The organism is Nonomuraea cavernae (genome assembly GCF_014646355.1).
GTDB classification, from domain to species: Bacteria; Actinomycetota; Actinomycetes; order Streptosporangiales; family Streptosporangiaceae; genus Nonomuraea; species Nonomuraea cavernae.
Window position 1 is genome coordinate 67,917 of record NZ_BMNH01000010.1, and the last position, 15,882, is coordinate 83,798.

The window sequence follows — 15,882 nt, forward strand, 5'->3', positions numbered from 1 at the left end:
CGACTCTAGGACTACCGCACCGTGTCCGTCGATGTCCTGATCATCACGTTGCGAGCACAGTGGGAATTCTGGCGACGAGATCCCGGGGAGCGGACGTGCGCACCTCCCAGGCGCCGCAGGCGCAGCGGAGGTAGGAGACGACGCCTTCGGAGGTGGGGTGCGAGGAGACGACGGTGAGGGTCGCGGGGTCGTGCGCGCTGTCATGCATGATTCCAATCTGATGTAATGGCCTTATGCATTTCAACGCTTACGGAGGCAACGGGGCGGCGCTCGCGGCGGACCTGGTCAACGCCACCGACCACAGCCCGGAGGCGCTGGAGCCGATGCTGGCCGAGCACGGGATGCTGCGCACCGAGCTGACGCCGGCCCAGGCGGGGCTGCTGCGGGCGTGGGCGGGCCGGCTGGCGCCGGTGTTCGGGGAGACCGACCAGGACACCCAGATCAAACTGATCAACGACCTGCTCGACGAGACCGCGTCCAAGCCGTACGTGAGCGCCCACGACGGCCGTGAGCCGCACCTGCACTTCTTCTCCGTCGAAGCCGACATCGTCTCCCGGACCAAGGACACCACCGCGGGCGGTCTGGCCCTGGCCATGTCGTTCTCGGGCGGCCGCCGCCTCGGGCGCTGCGACCGGCGGGGCTGCGTCACCGTCTACGTCGACACCTCACGCAACGGACGCCGCAGGTTCTGCTCACCGGCCTGCGCCAACCGGGTCAACGTCGCGGCCCACCGTGCCAGGACGGCCACGCCCCGCTGAACGGCGCCGGTGTCACCCCGCCATCCCCCCGAAACCACCAGGTGGTAGCGGTGGGCTGGCTGGAGTGAGATTGACGTCCGGGGATCAATCGGGCGATAGTGTGGCAGGTGGCAGCCACCCGATCAATCTCCTGTGCACTCGCCCTGGCGACCCTGACGCTGGCCGCGTGCACCGCGACCCCGTCGGCGCCGACCGGCGGCGAGCCCAGGGCCAGCGGCGTGGCCGGCGGCCTGACCTCCGTCCCCGACACCTCGGCGTCCACCGGCTCGGGCGCCCCCTCGGGCACTCCCACCGCCGCCGCGCTCGACCCCGAGGCGTACAAGACCGAGCTGGCCGCCACGCGGAAGACCGTCACCGGCGCGATCAAGTCCATGGTCGGCGCGCGCACGGTCAAGACGCTCGACCAGCGCGTCGGCCGGGCCCAGGAGGCGCTGGCCGGCGGCGCCGACACGCTGGCCGCGCTCACCCCGCCCGAGGACGTACGGACGCAGCACGAGGCGTACGTGGCCAGCCTGCGTGAGTTCGCCACCGGGCTCGGCTCGACGGCGGGCAGGGTCGGCAGCCGCGACCTGTGCACCTCCTCGGCCGTGCTGACCGACCTCGACGACCGGCTCAAGGCGCTCGACGACGCGGGCGAGGCGCTCCAGAAGGCCGGCGACTACCCGGCCGACGTGGTCACGGTGAAGGCCGCGAGCAAGAAGACCCGGCGGCTCGGCAACGGCAGCTACATCCGCCGGGGCACCCTGAACGGCCGCAGCTCGCTGCAGATCCACAACGGCGGCACCCGCGACGCGGTCGTCACCGTCATGCGCGGCAAGACCAAGGAGTTCAGCGTCTACGTGCGCAGGAAGGCGAAGTTCAAGGTCGGCGGCGTCCGCGACGGCACGTACAAGATCTACTTCACGCACGGCGTCGACTGGGACGGCCGAAACGGGTCGTTCACCCGCCAGTGCAGTTTCGAGCGCTTCTCGAAGCCGGTCACGTTCAAGACGACGTTCACCGCGACGCAGATCCTCTGGCACGACTGGCGGATCACGCTGCACGCCATCTCCGGCGGCAACGCCCGCACCTCGGCCGTGGACCCCGAGGACTTCCCCGGCTGACCCCGCGCCCCGGGCGTGTCGAAGGGCCGCGCACCCCGTGTGTGCGGCCCCTCGCCATCAGAGGACGTCAGGCGGCGTCAGCTGCCGGCAGCCGGCGCCGGATGACGTCAGGACGAGAACAGCATCCCCACCCAGCTGTTCTTCCGGTGGTGGTGCCCGCCGTAGTGGGGGCCGCCGTGACGCGGCGCCCCCCAGGCGGGGCCGCCGGGAGCCGGAGGCGGGGGAGTGGAGTGCCAGCTGGACTCCATCTGGGTCAGCGACTCGAGCTCGCCGTAGTCGAGGAAAATCCCCCGGCAGTTGTCGCACTGTTCGATGTGGACGCCATTGCGCTCATAGGTCCGCATGTTGCCGCGGCACTTCGGGCACTGCATCTCTAGTCGGTCTCCTTGGCCTGGGATCTGTGAGGAAAACCTACCGCGCGCAACGGCGTCATGCTCTGACGATTCTGTTGCACGCCTCGATCAACGAATGCTCGACCTCGTCGAGTTCCCGGCCATCCCGGGCGGCGTTGAGCACGGCCACCGCGGCCAGTTGCACGGTCAGCGCCCTGGCAGGCCGGTCGAGCAGGCGCCACGGGTCGTCGCCGGCGCCCAGCGCGGGCCCGCCCGAGGCCAGGTAGGCGCCCAGGAACCGGCCCCAGACGGCCGGGTCGAGCAGCCCGGCGGCGTACCAGGCGGCGGGCCTGGCCAGGTCCCAGGCCGGGTCGCCGACGCCGAGGTCGTCGATGTCGATGAGCAGCCAGCCGTCGCGCCGGACCAACTGGCCCAGGTGCCAGTCGCCATGGGTGAGCAGGCCGGGCCGCGGCTCCGGCGGGGGCAGCCGGTCGAACGTCAGCCGTAACAGTCGTTCGACGGGTCCGTCGCCGGGCATGCGGCGGACCGCCCGCGCGGCCCGCTCCGGGCCGCGCGCCGCCGGCAGCGGCGGCAGCAGCGTGAGAGGCACGGCGTGCAGCCTGGCCAGCAGCCTGGCCCCCTCCTCCCAGGGCGCCGAGTCGGGATCGTCGGGGGAGACCGGCCGCCCGGCCGGCCAGACGGTGACCGCCCGGTCGCCCACCTTCAGCACCTCGGGATCCAGCGGGGCGAGCATCACGCCGCTCAGCGCGGCCGAGGCGGTGGCCGCCAGCCGGGACCGCAGCGAGTCGGGATCGTCGCGGAGCGAGTGGGCCTTGACCACGACCTCGCCCCGGCGCACGACCACCACGTCGGTGCGCGTGGGATGGACCACGGGGTCGCCGGAACCGCCGTACGCGCCCGCGACGCGGGCGAGTTCCCCCTCGAGATCCACTCGTACAGACTAGGGGGCATGAGAATCGGTTTCGCCGTGCCCCAGTCGGGCGCCTGGGCCACCCCGGACAACATGCGGCGCGTCGCCACGCGGGCCGAGGAGCTCGGCTACCACGAGCTGTGGACGTTCCAGCGGCTGCTCTATCCCGTCGGGCACACGATGGGGCCGACCTACCGCAGCGTGCATGACCCGGTGGTCACACTTTCCTACCTGGCCGGGGTGACGAGCACTGTGCGGCTGGGCGTGGCCGTGATCAACTCCTACGTCCCGCCGGTGCTGCTGGCCAAGCAGCTCGCCACCTTGCAGACGGTCTCGGGCGGCAGGCTGACGGCCGGGCTGGGGCTGGGCTGGCTGCCCGAGGAGTTCGAGGCCATGGGCGCGGGTTTCGAACGTCGTGGGCGCCGGGGCGAGGAGTTCGTCGAGGTGCTGCGCAAGGCCTGGACCGACGACGTCGTCGAGCACCACGGCGAGTTCTACCGGATCCCGCCCTCCCATCTCGACCCCAAGCCGTCGCCGGCGCCGCCGATCCTGCTGGGCGGCACCGCCGAGGTGGCGCTGCGCCGGGCCGGGCGGCTGGCCGACGGCTGGGTGAGCTCCAGCCGCGAGGACCTGGCGGGCATCGCCCCGCGCGTCGCCGCCGTCAAGGAGGCTGCGGCGCGGGCCGGGCGCGACCCGGCGGCGCTGCGCTTCGTGTGCCGGGGCGTCACCCAGGTCCGGCCCGGCGGCGGCGACGACCGGCGCCCGCTCACGGGCTCCTACGAGGACATCAGGGCGGACGTGGCCGACCTGGCGGCCAAGGGCGTGACGGACGTCTTCCACGACCTGAACTTCGACCGGGAGATCGCCTCCGCCGACGCCAAGGAGGCCATGCGCCGCGCCGAGGAGGCATTGGAGGCCCTGAGCCCCATCGGCTGAGGCGGCCGGGCGCCGGCCTACCCGCCTGCCTGGGCGGCGAGGCGGAGGGCCTCGGCGGCGACGGCGTGGCGCAGGGCGCGGATGCCGTCGCGCCCGCGCACCGGGTGCACGGCGTTGGTCAGCAGCACGACGGTCAGCCGGCGGACGGGGTCGACGACGAGCGAGGTGCCGGTGAAGCCCGAGTGCCCGAAGGCGCCGGTCAGCGGCCCGACGATGGCCGGGTCGCCGATCCGCACGCCCAGCCCGTGGCGGAACTCCGCCCCCGACGCCCCCTGGTCGCGCAGCATCTCGGCCACGGTGCCGGGACGCAGCATCGCGCCGCCGCCGAGCCGCAGGGTCTCGCCGAAGGTCAGCACGTCGTCGGCCGTGGCGAACAGCCCCGCGTGCCCCGCCACGCCGCCGAGCGCGTAGGAGGTCTCGTCGTGCACCTCGCCCCGCACGCAGCCCGGCCCGGGGCGTTCGGCCTTCCACTCGGTGGCGGCGACGCGCGTCAGCGCCTCCGGTCCCGGACGGTAGCCGGTGTCGGCCAGCCCCAGCACGCCGGTCACCCGGTCACGGACCAGGTCGTCCAGCGGCGCGCCGCCGGCCAGCTCGGCGACGTGCCCCATCATGACCATGCCGACGTCGGTGTAGAGGTAGGGCCCGCCGACGGGCCGGGTGACCGGCGTGTCCGTGATGGCCGCCAGGCGGGCGGCCGGGCCGGCGCCGGGCAACTCCAGATCGACGCGGCGGGTGGGCCGCAGCCCCGCCGTGTGGGTGAGCAGGCGGCGCGGCGTGATCCGCGGATCACGCCCGGGGAGCCAGGCGCTCACCGGCTCGTCCAGGCCCAGCCGCCCCTCCTCGGCCAGGGAGAGCACGACGGCCGTGGTGAACAGCTTGCTGATCGAGGCCAGGTCGAAGATGGAGTCGCGGCGCGCCGGCGGCCGGTCGGCGGCGAGCGTCCCCGTCGCGTCCAGGTGACGGACCAGCTCGCCGGTGGCCGAGGACGCCACGACCGCTCCGTCCACGGCGATCAGCGCGACCGCCGCCGAGCACGTCCCCGGCACTGCGCCCGCCAGGATCGCGTCCAACCGGTCGGACATCGTCCCCCTCCCCGTCCCCGTGTCACCCCTGTGCGATCAGCCGCTCAGCGCGTCGCTGAGCCGCTCACCGTGCGACTCCAGCAGCGCGCGCGCCCCCGCGGCGTCGAGCCCGTGCTGGATCATCACCACCGCGGTCTTGGCCTGCCCGCCCGCCGAGTCCAGCGCCTGCGCCGCCGTCTCGTGGTCGGCGCCGGTGATGTCCCTGACCATGCGCAGCGCCCGTCCCGCGAGCTTGCTGTTCATCGCCGACATCTCGATCATCTCGTTCCCATAGGTACGGCCCAGCCGAACCATCGAGATGGTCGAGATCATGTTGAGCACCAGTTTCTGGGCGGTGCCCGCCTTCAGCCGGGTGGAGCCGGTCACCACCTCGGGGCCCACGACGACCTCGATCGCGTGCTCGGCGGCCGCCGACAAGGGGGCGCGGTCGTTGCACGACAGCCCGACGGTGAGCGCGCCGCGCCGGCCCGCCTCCGCCAGGGCGCCCAGCACGAACGGCGCGTGCCCGCTGGCCGAGACGCCCACCACCGAGTCGAGCGGCCCCACGTCCAGCCCGGCCATCGCGGCGCCGCCCGCCTCGTCGTCGTCCTCCGCGCCCTCGACCGACCGCGTGAGCGCCTCCGGGCCGCCCGCGATGATCCCCTGCACCAGCTCGGGGTCGGTGCCGAAGGTGGGCGGGCACTCGGAGGCGTCGAGCACGGCCAGCCGGCCCGACGTGCCCGCGCCGACGTACAGCAGCCGCCCGCCCGTGCCCATCCGCGCGGCGATCGCGTCGATGGCGGCGGAGATGGCCGGGATGACCACCGCGACGGCGGCGGGCACCGCGGCGTCGGCCTGGTTCATCAGACGGGCGATGCGCTCGGTCGGCAGCCGGTCGATCTGGCTGTAGCGGGGGTCGCTCTGTTCGGTGGACAGCTCAGGTAGTGGATCAATCATGACGCTAATTTCCACCCTTTACTTCTCTCTTGTAAATATCTTTCAGACAATGGGTTCATGAAGCACGTAAGAACCGGCGCCGAACGGCTGGCCGCGGATCCCGCACTGGCGGCCGGCCACCGGCTCGGCCTGATCACGAACCCCACCGGCGTCCTGCCCGACCTCACCCCCACGCCGGACGCGCTGACGGCGGCCGGCGTGCCGCTGACCGCGCTGTTCGGCCCCGAGCACGGCATCCGCGGCACCGCGCAGGCGGGCTTCGGCGAGGGCGACACCACCGACCCCGGGACCGGCCTGCCGGTCTTCGACACCCACGCCATCGACGGGGCGGCGCTGGACGAGGTGGTGGCCCGCTCCGGCGTCGACACGCTCGTCTTCGACATCGCCGACGTCGGCGCCCGCTTCTACACCTACGTCTGGACCATGTACGACCTGATGGCGTCGGCCGCCCGGCTCGGGCTGCGCTTCGTGGTGCTCGACCGCCCCAACCCGCTCGGCGGCACCGTGACGGAGGGACCGCCGCTCGACCCGGAGTTCGCCAGCTTCGTCGGCAGGTTCCCGCTGCCGCTGCGGCACGGCAGGACGGCGGGGGAGCTGGCCCTGCTCTTCGGCTTCGACCTGGACCTGCACGTGGTGAGGATGGAGGGCTGGCGGCGCGAGATGACCTTCGCGGACACCGGCCTGCCCTGGGTGATGCCGTCGGTCAACATGCCGACCCCCGACACCGCGCTCGTCTACCCGGGGACCGGGCTGTTCGAGGGCACCACGTTCTCCGAGGGGCGCGGCACCACCCGGCCGTTCGAGCTGGTCGGCGCGCCGTACGTGGACGAGAGGTTCGCCCCGGCGCTCAACGCGCTCGGGCTTGCCGGTGTGCGGTTCCGTGAGACGTGGTTCACGCCGATGTTCCACAAGCACGCGGGGGCCCCCGCGCGCGGGGTCCAGTCGCACGTGCACGACCCGGTGGCGTTCCGGCCGGTGCTGACGGGCCTGTCGATGCTGCACGTGGCCCGCGAGCTCTACGCCGGAGAATTCGCCTGGCGGGGGCCCGAGCTGCAACTGGACCAGCTGTGGGGTTCCGGCGCCCTCACCCGGTGCCTGGACGCGGGGGAGGACCCGCGGGCCCTGTGTCCCGAACCCGCTCACCCCGAAGGCCGCCTGCTCTATTCCTGACATCTCACGCAAGGTCGCGCCGGTAGAGCCAGAAGACGCGTTCGGCTCGCGCGCCCACGGCGCGCGAGTAGAACCGCAGCGGCCCGACCCAGCCGATCTGGGCGGTGCGCTGCCCGGCGGCGCGCTGCTCGGCCAGGCAGCGGCGCAGCAGCACGCCGCCCAGGCCCAGCCCGCGTGCCGCGGGCGCGGTGCCCATCGGGCCGAACCAGGCCGGTCGCGCGCCCCAGGCGGCGAACGCCAGCACCTCGCCCCCGCGCTCGGCGTAGTGCAGCCCGGCGGCGTTGGCCGCCTCCCAGGCCCAGCGGTCGTTCCACTGCTCGTCGACGAACGCGACGACCCGCTCGCGATCGGCCCCTGCCGCGCGCACGCTCACCCCGTCACGCGCCAGCCGCGCCACGTCGTCGTCCGTGGCGAGACGATCGGCGGACGGCTCGGAGTCGGGGCCGTCGGCGGCCTGGCCGGTGGGCGGGCCGGGGGACAGGTCGGCCGTCATGTTCCAGGCCACGTGGTAGCGCTCGTAGCCGAGGCTCTCGGCCAGGCAGGCGGCGGCGGTGTAGCGCACGTCGATGCCCGGCCAGGCGTAGCACGGCGCGTTGCCGGCGAAGCGCGCCTGCGTGGCCCCCTGTGCCCGCAGCCACTCCTCGGCCGCGCGCACCAGCTCCCGGCCGCGCCCGCGCCCCTGCTCCCGGGGATGTACGGCGAGCAGGTCGACGTGCCCGACCAGCGGATCGCGCGTGGACATGGACGCCATGACGACCCCGCCTGCGGACACCAGCGCCGTCCACCTGCGGCCGGCGGGCGGGTCGGCCAGCCGGGCGACCAGCGCGGGCGCCTCCTCGGAGTCGAGCACGAGCGCCTCCCGCGCCACCTCCGCCGCCACGGCGAGCTCCGCGGCCGGCACCGGCGGATCCGTGCCGGGAGTGCCGGGAGCCGCCCCGGCGGCCGTGGGCCGGGTACGTTCCACGGCGTCGTCGGCGTGGGTCACGGGATCACACCTCGCTCATCGGCCGGGCGATGACGCTGCGGCGCTCGGGGTGGAAGCACGCGTGCTCCTGCGGCACCCCCTCCGTCAGCTGAAGCAGCGGCCGCTCCGTGTCGCACCGTTCGCCGCGGAACGGGCAGCGGGGCGCGAACAGGCAGCCGACGTCGTCCTGTCCCGCGTTCAGCGCCTCCAGCGGCACCACCGGCTGCTCGCCCGGCAGCTCCAGCCCGTGCAGGACCGGGATGGCCGACAGCAGCGACTGCGTGTAGGGGTGCACCGGGTCCGCGATCACCGTGTCGACCGGGCCGCGCTCCACGACCTGACCCCGGTAGATGACGTACAGGTCGCCGTCGTCGCCGATGTAGCGGGCCGTGGCCACGTCGTGCGTGATGAACAGCACGCTGACCCCGAGCCGCTCGCGCAGGTCCTTCAGCAGCGCCAGGATGCCGAGCCGGAGCGACACGTCGATCATCGAGACCGCCTCGTCGGCGACGAGCATCTCGGGGTCGACGGTCAGCGCCCTGGCGATGACCACGCGCTGGCGCATGCCGCCCGACAGCTGGTGCGGGTAGCGGGCCAGCACCGTCGCCGGGTCGAGGCCGACCAGCGACAGCACCTCGGCCGCGCGCTCGTCCATCCACGCCTTGGACCGCCCGGTCTGCTTCGCCCGCAGCGCCAGCGGGGCGCGCAGGGTCTGGTGGACCGTGCGGGTCGGGTTCAGGGCCGAGTAGGGGTCCTGGTGGATCATCTGGATCTTGCGGAAGTGCGGCTGGCGCCGCTTGAGCGTGAGCGACGACATCGGGACGCCGTCGATGACGATCTCGCCGTCGTCGTACGTCTCCAGCCCGGCGATGATCCGCCCGAGCGTCGTCTTGCCGCAGCCCGACTCGCCGATGAACGACGCCGCGCCGCCCTTCGGGATCGAGAAGTCCACTCCCCGCAGCGCCCGCACCTCCCGCGCGCCGAGCATGTTGCCCCGCTGCTTGAAGGTCTTGACGATGCCGTTGCCCGTGATCACGCGTGCTCCTTCACCTTCACCGCATGGCAGGCCACGATCCTCGGCCCGTGCGCGACCGCCGCCGGATCGTCGGTGTCGCAGATGTCCATCCGCAGCGCGCACCGCTCCCTGAACACGCACCCCGCCTTGGGAACGGTCGCCAGCGTGGGCGGCCGGCCCGGCAGCGCCCGCGCCTGGTCGATGTCGCCGACCAGCCGGGGGATCGCCTTGATCAGGCCCTTGGTGTAGGGGTGGCGCGGGTCGCCCAGCACCTGCCGCGTGGGGCCCTGCTCGACCAGCCGCCCGCCGTACATGACCGCGAGCCGGTCGGCCACCTCGGCGACCACGCCGATGTCGTGCGTGATGACCAGCGTGGTGAGCCCGCGCTCGGCGTGCACCTCACGGACGATCTTCAGGATGTTGGCCTGCGTGATCATGTCCAGCGCGGTGGTCGGCTCGTCGAGGACGACCACCTGCGCGTTGAGCACCAGCGCCAGCATGATGCCGACCCGCTGGCGCATGCCGCCGGACAGCTCGTGCTGGTAGGAGTCGAGCACCCGGGCCCCGTCGAGGCCCATCCGGCCGAGCAGTTCCTGGGCCTCGCGGAGCAGACCGCGCCGATCCTCGACGCCGTGCGAACGGCCCAGGTCGAGCAGTTGCTTGCCGACCGTCTTGAGCGGGTTGAGGGAGTTCTGGGCGGCCTGGAAGACGTACCCGATGTGCGCGCCCCTGGCCTTGCGGAGCCGTTCGCCCTCGAAGCCCACGACGTCGCCCAGGCCGTCGATCTCCACGCTGCCCGCGGAGATCCGGCCGGGCGGCTGCACCGCGTTCAGCAGCGACAGCGCCAGCGTGGACTTGCCGGAGCCGGACTCGCCGACGATGCCGGTGATCGAGCCGGGCTCCAGCGTCAGGCTGACGTCGCGCACGGCGGGCAGCTCGCCGGCCGGCGTCTTGTAGACGACCGTCAGGCCGTCGACGCGCACGCCCGGCGCCTGCCCTGTTGTTGCCTGGGCCACCGTTACTCCTCACGCAGCCGGGGGTTGAAGATCTCGTCCATGGCGTCGACCACGAGCACGATGCCGAGCGTGAGCAGCATGATCGCCAGCAGCGGCGCCAGCAGGTAGCCGAGCGCGTTCGGCTGGATCATCGCCCCGGCCTGGAACACCGCCAGGTTGAGCATCACGCCCCAGTTGTCCGACTCGTAGGGCAGCACGCCGAGGAAGAACAGGCCCACCTGCGCGTAGACGGCGCCGGTGACCGAGATGAGCATGTTCATCGCGATGTAGGGGGCCATGCTCGGCAGCAGTTCCCTGCCGACGATGTGCGACGTGGACAGGCCGAGCCCGCGCGCCGCCTCGATGAAGCCGCGCTCGCGCAGCGAGAGCGTCTGCGCGCGCACCGCCCGCGCCACGCCGCCCCAGCCCAGCAGGCCGAGCACCAGGCCCATCTGGATCGGGCTGCTGAACTTCCACACGGTCGCCAGGACCAGCAGCAGCGGCAGGCCGGGGATGGTGAGCTTCATGTCGGTGATCCGCATGAGCACGGTGTCCCAGCGGCCCCGCTTGAAGCCGGAGAACAGGCCGAGAGCGGTGCCGAGGACGACCGTGATGACGGCCGTCACCGTGGCGCAGAGCAGCACGTAGCGGGAGCCGGTGATGACCAGCGCGAGCACGTCGCGGCCCTGCGGGTCGGTGCCGAACCAGTGCTCCCAGCTCGGCGGCTTGGTGAGGGCGTTGACGTCGCCGGGCAGGTGGTCGGGGAAGAACATCGGCCCGAAGGCGCCCATGAACGCGAAGCCCACGAGGATGACCACCCCGGCCATCCGGCTGGGCTTGCGCTTCATCACCCGCCAGACGCCGCTCCAGAAGTTACGGCGCATGGTGGTGGTGGCGGACGCCGTCTCGGGGATCAGCGTGGCGCTCATGCCGCCTCCTCTCCGCTTCGCACCCGCGGGTCGATCACGGTGTAGAACAGGTCGGCGACGATGTTCGCGATGATGATCGCGACCGTGATCAGCAGGAAGGCCCCGCTCATCGTGGCGTAGTCGCGTTCGTTGACGCTGTCGATGAGCAGCAGCCCGAGCCCCGGGTAGTTGAAGATCTTCTCGATGAAGACGGCGCCGCCGAGCAACAGCCCCAGGGAGAGGGCGAGGATCGTGAACAGCGGCAGGATCGCGTTGCGCGCGATGTAGCGGAAGACGATCGACCGCTTCATCCCGCGCAGCTCGGAGGCCAGGATGAAGTCGTCGCCCAGCACGGTGACCACACTGGACTTCATCGCCAGGATCCAGCCTCCGTACGCCGACAGGGCGTAGGTGACCACCGGGAGCACGGCGTGCTCGGCGAGCGAGCCGAGATAGCCGGCGTTGAGGCCCGGCTCGAACAGGATGTCCACCGGCCCGTCGGCGGGCAGGATGGGGATCAGGGTCGCGAAGATCACCACGAGCAGCATCGCCAGCACGTACTGCGGGATGCCGTGCAGCAGCGAGCCGGAGATCGCCAGCAGGTCGCCCAGTTTGCCCTTGCGCTTGATGGCCGCGTAGACGCCGAGGATGATCCCGACGAGGAAGCTGAGCAGGGTGCCGGCCAGCACCGGTAGAACGGTCCACTTCGTCTTCTCGGCGAGCACGTCCAGGACGGGGGTGCCCGGCCTCGTGATGGATTCGCCGAGGTCGAGACGGAGGAGCCCGGCCATGTAGTCGAGGTACTGCTGCCAGAGCGAGGTGTCCGGCTGGAACCCGTACAGCACCTTGACGGCCTGCGCCGCGGCCTCGGGCGACATGCCCCCCTCGACCAGCTTCTCGAACCTGGCGGCCATGGGGTCGCCGGGGATGTTGTTGACGATGAAGAAGCTGATCGTGGCGACCACGAGAATCATGACGAACCCGCGGGCCAGGTGGCCCGCGAGTCGGCGTGCGATAAGCGTCATAAGTTTACGACTTCGACTTGATCATGCCGGTCTGGATCCACACGCCGGACAGGAGCACCTTGGCGCCGGAGCGGAGGATCTCGTCGTCCGTGGGCCAGCCGGTGAAGCGGCTGTTGTTGACGAACTGGTTGTTGACGTAGTCCCAGAGCTGGATGACCGGCAGGTCCTGGTTGGCCGCCTTGGCCAGCTGCGCCATGATCGGCTTGGCCTCCTCCTCGGTGGAGGAGTTGAGCTTGGCGGTCAGCTCACCGGGGTTGACCTTGGTGCCGTCGACCTCGATCTCCTCGGGGCCGCCCATCCAGTTGCCGTTCTTGCCGGCGGGGGAGTGCGAGACCTTGCCCGCGATGTTGTTCCAGCCGTTGGAGCGGCCGTACAGACGCTGGTAGATGTCGTACGGCGCGGGGCCGAGCGCCATCAGCCAGAAGCCGGCGTCGTACTTGCCCGCGTCCAGCTCCTCAAGGTAGAGCGGGAAGTCGGCGGTGGTCACGACCTCCGCGTCGATGCCGACCTTGATCAGCTGGCTCTTGATGTTCTCCTGGGCCGACAGCCAGTCGGAGAAGCCGGCCGGCGCGTGCATGGACACCTTCCACGGCTTGCCGTCGGCCAGGGTCCACTTGCCGTCCTTCTTCGTCAGGCCGGCCGTCTTGAACTCCTCCTCGGCCTTCGCGACGTCGGTCTTGTACGGCTCGAGCGCGCCCAGCGTGTCGGGGATCCAGGCCTGCGCGGCCTTCTGGTGGATGCCGGTGGTCGTGACGGCCGCCGTGCCGCCCTCGGGAGAGGCGACCTTGGTGACCTCCTCGCGGTTGATCAGGTGGGCCAGGCCCCGGCGCACGTGCACGTTGTCGTACGGCTTCTTGGACTGGTTGAACGCCAGGCCCACGGCCACCGGCGAGTAGCCCTTGATGACGTCGCTGCCCGGCGCGGCCTTGATCCGGTTCATCACGTCGGTCGGGGCGGCGACGAACGCCGAGTGGTCGAGCTTGCCGGCGGTCAGGTAGTTCCAGATCTGCTCGTTGCCGGTGTAGTTGAGGAACTTCACCTGGTCGGGGGCGACGTTGGCGGCGTTGAAGAAGTTCTTGTTCTTGACCAGCAGCGCCTCGCCCGGGTTGACCCGCTCCAGCACGAACGGGCCGGCCGAGACGTCCTTGGGCGGCGCGAAGGCGAGCACCTTCTCGCCGAGGGCCAGGATCTCCTCGCGCGCCTTCTCGGCGTCGGCGCCGTCGCCTCGGGAGGCCTTGAGCTTGTCCCAGAAGTCGGCGGGCAGCACGCTGGACCACACGTGCGCGGGCAGCACGATGGTGTCGAACACGCCTCGGGCGAACTTGGGGCTGGGGTTGGCCATGTCCTGCGTGATCTTCAGGGTCGCGTCGTCCACGACGGTGACCTCGGCGGCGGCTCCCGCCGCGCCGGGGGTGATCGAGAACGCCGTGCTGCCCTGCGTGTAGGCGACGCCGATGGAGAACTTGACGTCCTCGGCGGTGACGGGCTTGCCGTCGGACCACTTGGCGTTCGGCTGGAGCTTGAGGGTGATGGCGGAGTTGTCGGGGGCGATCTCCCAGCTCGCCGCGATGCCGGGGAGAGCCTGGTTGGGATCCGTCAGATGGTTCTTGACCCAGGCGATGTTCATCGCGTTGTAGCCGACGAACGAGTTGCCCTTGGGCGCGTACGGGTTGGCCGGGGCCGACTGCTCAAGGCCGGGCCTGTTCACGTCGATCGTGGTGAAGAGCCCGCCGCCACCGCCCGAAGAGGACTTGTTGGTGGTGCCGCCGCCGCTGCACGCGGTGACGGTGGCGAGGCCCAGCAACGCCACTGCCGCTGCTAGTCGCTTCATAATGCCGCTCCGGGGGATGTCGGACCTGTTAAAGATCTGTGGGATTGACCGGACCCTACGGTCACGCCAGGGGTGCGTCAATAATCTCCAGACGTTGTGAGGTTAATGTAACTTTCCTTCATCTCCTCGCACAATGGCGCTCGGCTTCACGGTGCTGGGAGGTCAGGTAAAGAGCAGGACGGCGGCGCCGCTGACCCGGTCGTTGGCGAGGTCGGTCAGCGCCCGGTCGGCGGATTCGAACGGGTAGGGCGTGATCGTCACGTGTGGGGGACGGGTGAGCGCCACGTCGAGGTAGGCCCGGCCGTCGTCACGGGTGTTGGCGGTCACGCTCCGCAGGGTCCGCTCTTGGAACAGATGCCGCTGGTAATTCAGTTGAGGGATGTCGGTGAGATGGATCCCCGCGACTGCCAGAGTACCCCCGCGTTCGAGTGCTTCGAGCGCAGCTGGTACGAGGGTCCCCACCGGCGCGAACAGGATCGCCGCGTCGAGCGGCTCGGGCGGCTCGGTGGCGCCGGCGGAGGCGGCTCCGAGCTCCAGCGCGAGCTCCCGCGCGGCCGGGGCCCGGGTCACCACATGCACGGTCGCGCCCTGGGCGATGGCGGCCTGCGCGGTCAGGTGCGCCGACGCCCCGAACCCGTAGATGCCGAGCCGTCCCCCCTCGGGCAGCTCGCAGCGGAGCAGCGCCCGGTAGCCGATGATCCCGGCGCAGAGCAACGGCGCCAGCCGCTCCGCCGGAACGTCCTCGGGCAGCGGGTAGGCGTAGGCGGCCGGGACCGTGAGGTATTCGGCGTAGCCGCCGTCCGCGTCCCAGCCGGTGTAGGCCGAGAAGGGGCACAGGTTCTCCGACCCGCGCAGGCAGTAGCGGCACGCGCCGCACGTCGACCTCAGCCAGGCGACCCCGGCCCGCGACCCCAGCGGCAGGCCCTCGCCGCCGACCACCCGCCCCACGACCTCGTGGCCGGGCGTGGTGCGCGGCCGGCGCGGCGGCAGGTCGCCCTCCGCCAGGTGCAGGTCGGTACGGCACACGCCGCACGCCTCCACCTTGACCAGCACCTCGCCCAGGCCGGGCTCGGGGATCGGCCGCTCCTCCATCACCAGGGGCCCGGTCGCCATCGGCCCCGGCTCGGCCACTGCCCACGCCCGCATCAGATCGGATCCCACGGCGTCTCCTCGTACCTTCCGATCAGCCGCGCCATGATCTCCTCGTTCACCTTCAGCGTGAGGTCGTCGACGCGGCCCACCGGCACGACCCCGATCGAGTTGGCCAGGAACACCGCCCGGTGCGCCGGCAGCTCGGCGACCGTGAGCGGCCGGCGCACGCTCGGCAGCCCGCGCTCCAGCAGCCGCATCGTGACGCCCCGCAGCATCGGCGCGTCCGGCCAGACGATCCGCTCGCCGTCGAAGCAGCCCAGGTTGGTGATCGCGCCCTCGGAGATCCGGCCGTCGGGACCGACGAGCAGCGCCTCGTCATAGCCCGCCGCCCGGGCCCGCTCGCCCAGGTGGAGCTGGGGGAAGCCGCCGAGGTGCTTGAGGTGCGGCAGGAACCGCCGGTAGGCGGCCGAGACGACGGCGCGCGGCGTGGTGGCCGCCTCGGCCGGGGGCGTCGCGGTGGCGATCACGCGGACGCCGCCCCGCTCGGCCACGATGACCCGCACGCTCGCGTCGGGCTCGCCGCCGAGCGCCGCCCGGACCGAGGCCAGGACCAGCTCGCGGTCGAGGGGCACGCCGAACAGCTCGGCGTTGGCTTCCTCCAGGCGGTCGAGATGCAGGTCGAGGCCGCGCACCCGGCCCCGCCGCACCTGCATCGCGGTGAAGTGGCCGTAGCGCGCGGCCATGGCCAGCCCCAGGTCGGCGGCGTCTCCCGGGCGGCCGTCGACGGCGACGCGATCGATCACC

At 72.0% G+C, this 15,882-nt stretch carries 17 protein-coding genes; 4 read left to right on the forward strand and 13 right to left on the reverse strand.

Annotated elements, in window-relative coordinates; all coding sequences use genetic code 11:
• Window positions 1-43: 43 nt before the first annotated feature.
• On the reverse strand, window positions 44-208 hold the full coding sequence (locus IEY82_RS18140) for a hypothetical protein (protein ID WP_189125327.1): 165 nt from the start codon (window positions 206-208) through the stop codon (window positions 44-46).
• A gap of 25 nt (window positions 209-233) precedes the next feature.
• Between IEY82_RS18140 and IEY82_RS18145 the strand changes: the two genes are divergently transcribed.
• A complete protein-coding gene (locus IEY82_RS18145; RefSeq protein ID WP_189125328.1) occupies window positions 234-758 on the forward strand; it encodes a CGNR zinc finger domain-containing protein in 525 nt (174 codons plus the stop codon).
• A gap of 107 nt (window positions 759-865) precedes the next feature.
• Window positions 866-1,861, forward strand: coding sequence for a hypothetical protein (locus IEY82_RS18150; RefSeq protein WP_189125329.1), 996 nt, complete (start codon window positions 866-868; stop codon window positions 1,859-1,861).
• Window positions 1,862-1,968: 107 nt separating this feature from the next.
• On the opposite strand, the gene IEY82_RS18155 is transcribed toward IEY82_RS18150, so the two are convergent.
• Window positions 1,969-2,232: a TFIIB-type zinc ribbon-containing protein gene (locus IEY82_RS18155; RefSeq protein ID WP_189125330.1), complete on the reverse strand. Its 264-nt coding sequence runs from the start codon at window positions 2,230-2,232 to the stop codon at window positions 1,969-1,971.
• A gap of 58 nt (window positions 2,233-2,290) precedes the next feature.
• Complete coding sequence (locus IEY82_RS18160) at window positions 2,291-3,145, reverse strand: phosphotransferase family protein (protein WP_189125331.1); 855 nt, start codon at window positions 3,143-3,145, stop codon at window positions 2,291-2,293.
• Between the two features lie 18 nt (window positions 3,146-3,163).
• Between IEY82_RS18160 and IEY82_RS18165 the strand changes: the two genes are divergently transcribed.
• On the forward strand, window positions 3,164-4,060 hold the full coding sequence (locus IEY82_RS18165; protein WP_189125332.1) for a TIGR03619 family F420-dependent LLM class oxidoreductase: 897 nt from the start codon (window positions 3,164-3,166) through the stop codon (window positions 4,058-4,060).
• Between the two features lie 17 nt (window positions 4,061-4,077).
• On the opposite strand, the gene IEY82_RS18170 is transcribed toward IEY82_RS18165, so the two are convergent.
• Together IEY82_RS18170 and murQ are read right to left on the reverse strand one after the other, a co-directional pair.
• Window positions 4,078-5,142, reverse strand: coding sequence for a serine hydrolase domain-containing protein (locus IEY82_RS18170; RefSeq protein ID WP_189125333.1), 1,065 nt, complete (start codon window positions 5,140-5,142; stop codon window positions 4,078-4,080).
• 36 nt (window positions 5,143-5,178) lie between these two features.
• Complete coding sequence (murQ, locus tag IEY82_RS18175) at window positions 5,179-6,078, reverse strand: N-acetylmuramic acid 6-phosphate etherase (protein WP_189125334.1); 900 nt, start codon at window positions 6,076-6,078, stop codon at window positions 5,179-5,181.
• Between the two features lie 57 nt (window positions 6,079-6,135).
• Between murQ and IEY82_RS18180 the strand changes: the two genes are divergently transcribed.
• The gene (locus tag IEY82_RS18180; protein ID WP_189125335.1) at window positions 6,136-7,248 is read left to right on the forward strand and encodes an exo-beta-N-acetylmuramidase NamZ family protein; all 1,113 of its coding nucleotides are present in this window, start codon (window positions 6,136-6,138) and stop codon (window positions 7,246-7,248) included.
• A gap of 4 nt (window positions 7,249-7,252) precedes the next feature.
• Here the strand turns inward: IEY82_RS18180 and IEY82_RS18185 are convergent, their stop codons facing one another.
• From IEY82_RS18185 to IEY82_RS18220, 8 genes are all read right to left on the reverse strand, one after another.
• Window positions 7,253-8,233: a GNAT family N-acetyltransferase gene (locus tag IEY82_RS18185; protein ID WP_225262941.1), complete on the reverse strand. Its 981-nt coding sequence runs from the start codon at window positions 8,231-8,233 to the stop codon at window positions 7,253-7,255.
• Between the two features lie 4 nt (window positions 8,234-8,237).
• On the reverse strand, window positions 8,238-9,248 hold the full coding sequence (locus tag IEY82_RS18190; protein WP_189125336.1) for an ABC transporter ATP-binding protein: 1,011 nt from the start codon (window positions 9,246-9,248) through the stop codon (window positions 8,238-8,240).
• Window positions 9,245-10,243, reverse strand: a complete 999-nt coding sequence (locus IEY82_RS18195) for an ABC transporter ATP-binding protein (protein WP_225262942.1) — start codon at window positions 10,241-10,243, stop codon at window positions 9,245-9,247. The genes IEY82_RS18190 and IEY82_RS18195 overlap by 4 nt, the downstream gene beginning before the upstream one ends.
• A 2-nt stretch (window positions 10,244-10,245) precedes the next feature.
• Window positions 10,246-11,151 (reverse strand): ABC transporter permease, encoded by a 906-nt coding sequence (locus IEY82_RS18200; RefSeq protein WP_189125337.1) that lies wholly within the window; start codon window positions 11,149-11,151, stop codon window positions 10,246-10,248.
• Window positions 11,148-12,155, reverse strand: coding sequence for an ABC transporter permease (locus tag IEY82_RS18205; RefSeq protein WP_189125338.1), 1,008 nt, complete (start codon window positions 12,153-12,155; stop codon window positions 11,148-11,150). The genes IEY82_RS18200 and IEY82_RS18205 overlap by 4 nt, the downstream gene beginning before the upstream one ends.
• 4 nt (window positions 12,156-12,159) lie before the next feature.
• Complete coding sequence (locus tag IEY82_RS18210) at window positions 12,160-13,986, reverse strand: ABC transporter substrate-binding protein (RefSeq protein WP_189125339.1); 1,827 nt, start codon at window positions 13,984-13,986, stop codon at window positions 12,160-12,162.
• Window positions 13,987-14,148: 162 nt separating this feature from the next.
• The gene (locus IEY82_RS18215; protein WP_372459712.1) at window positions 14,149-15,147 is read right to left on the reverse strand and encodes a zinc-dependent alcohol dehydrogenase family protein; all 999 of its coding nucleotides are present in this window, start codon (window positions 15,145-15,147) and stop codon (window positions 14,149-14,151) included.
• Complete coding sequence (locus IEY82_RS18220) at window positions 15,132-15,881, reverse strand: aminotransferase class IV (protein WP_225262945.1); 750 nt, start codon at window positions 15,879-15,881, stop codon at window positions 15,132-15,134. The genes IEY82_RS18215 and IEY82_RS18220 overlap by 16 nt, the downstream gene beginning before the upstream one ends.
• Window position 15,882: the final 1 nt, after the last annotated feature.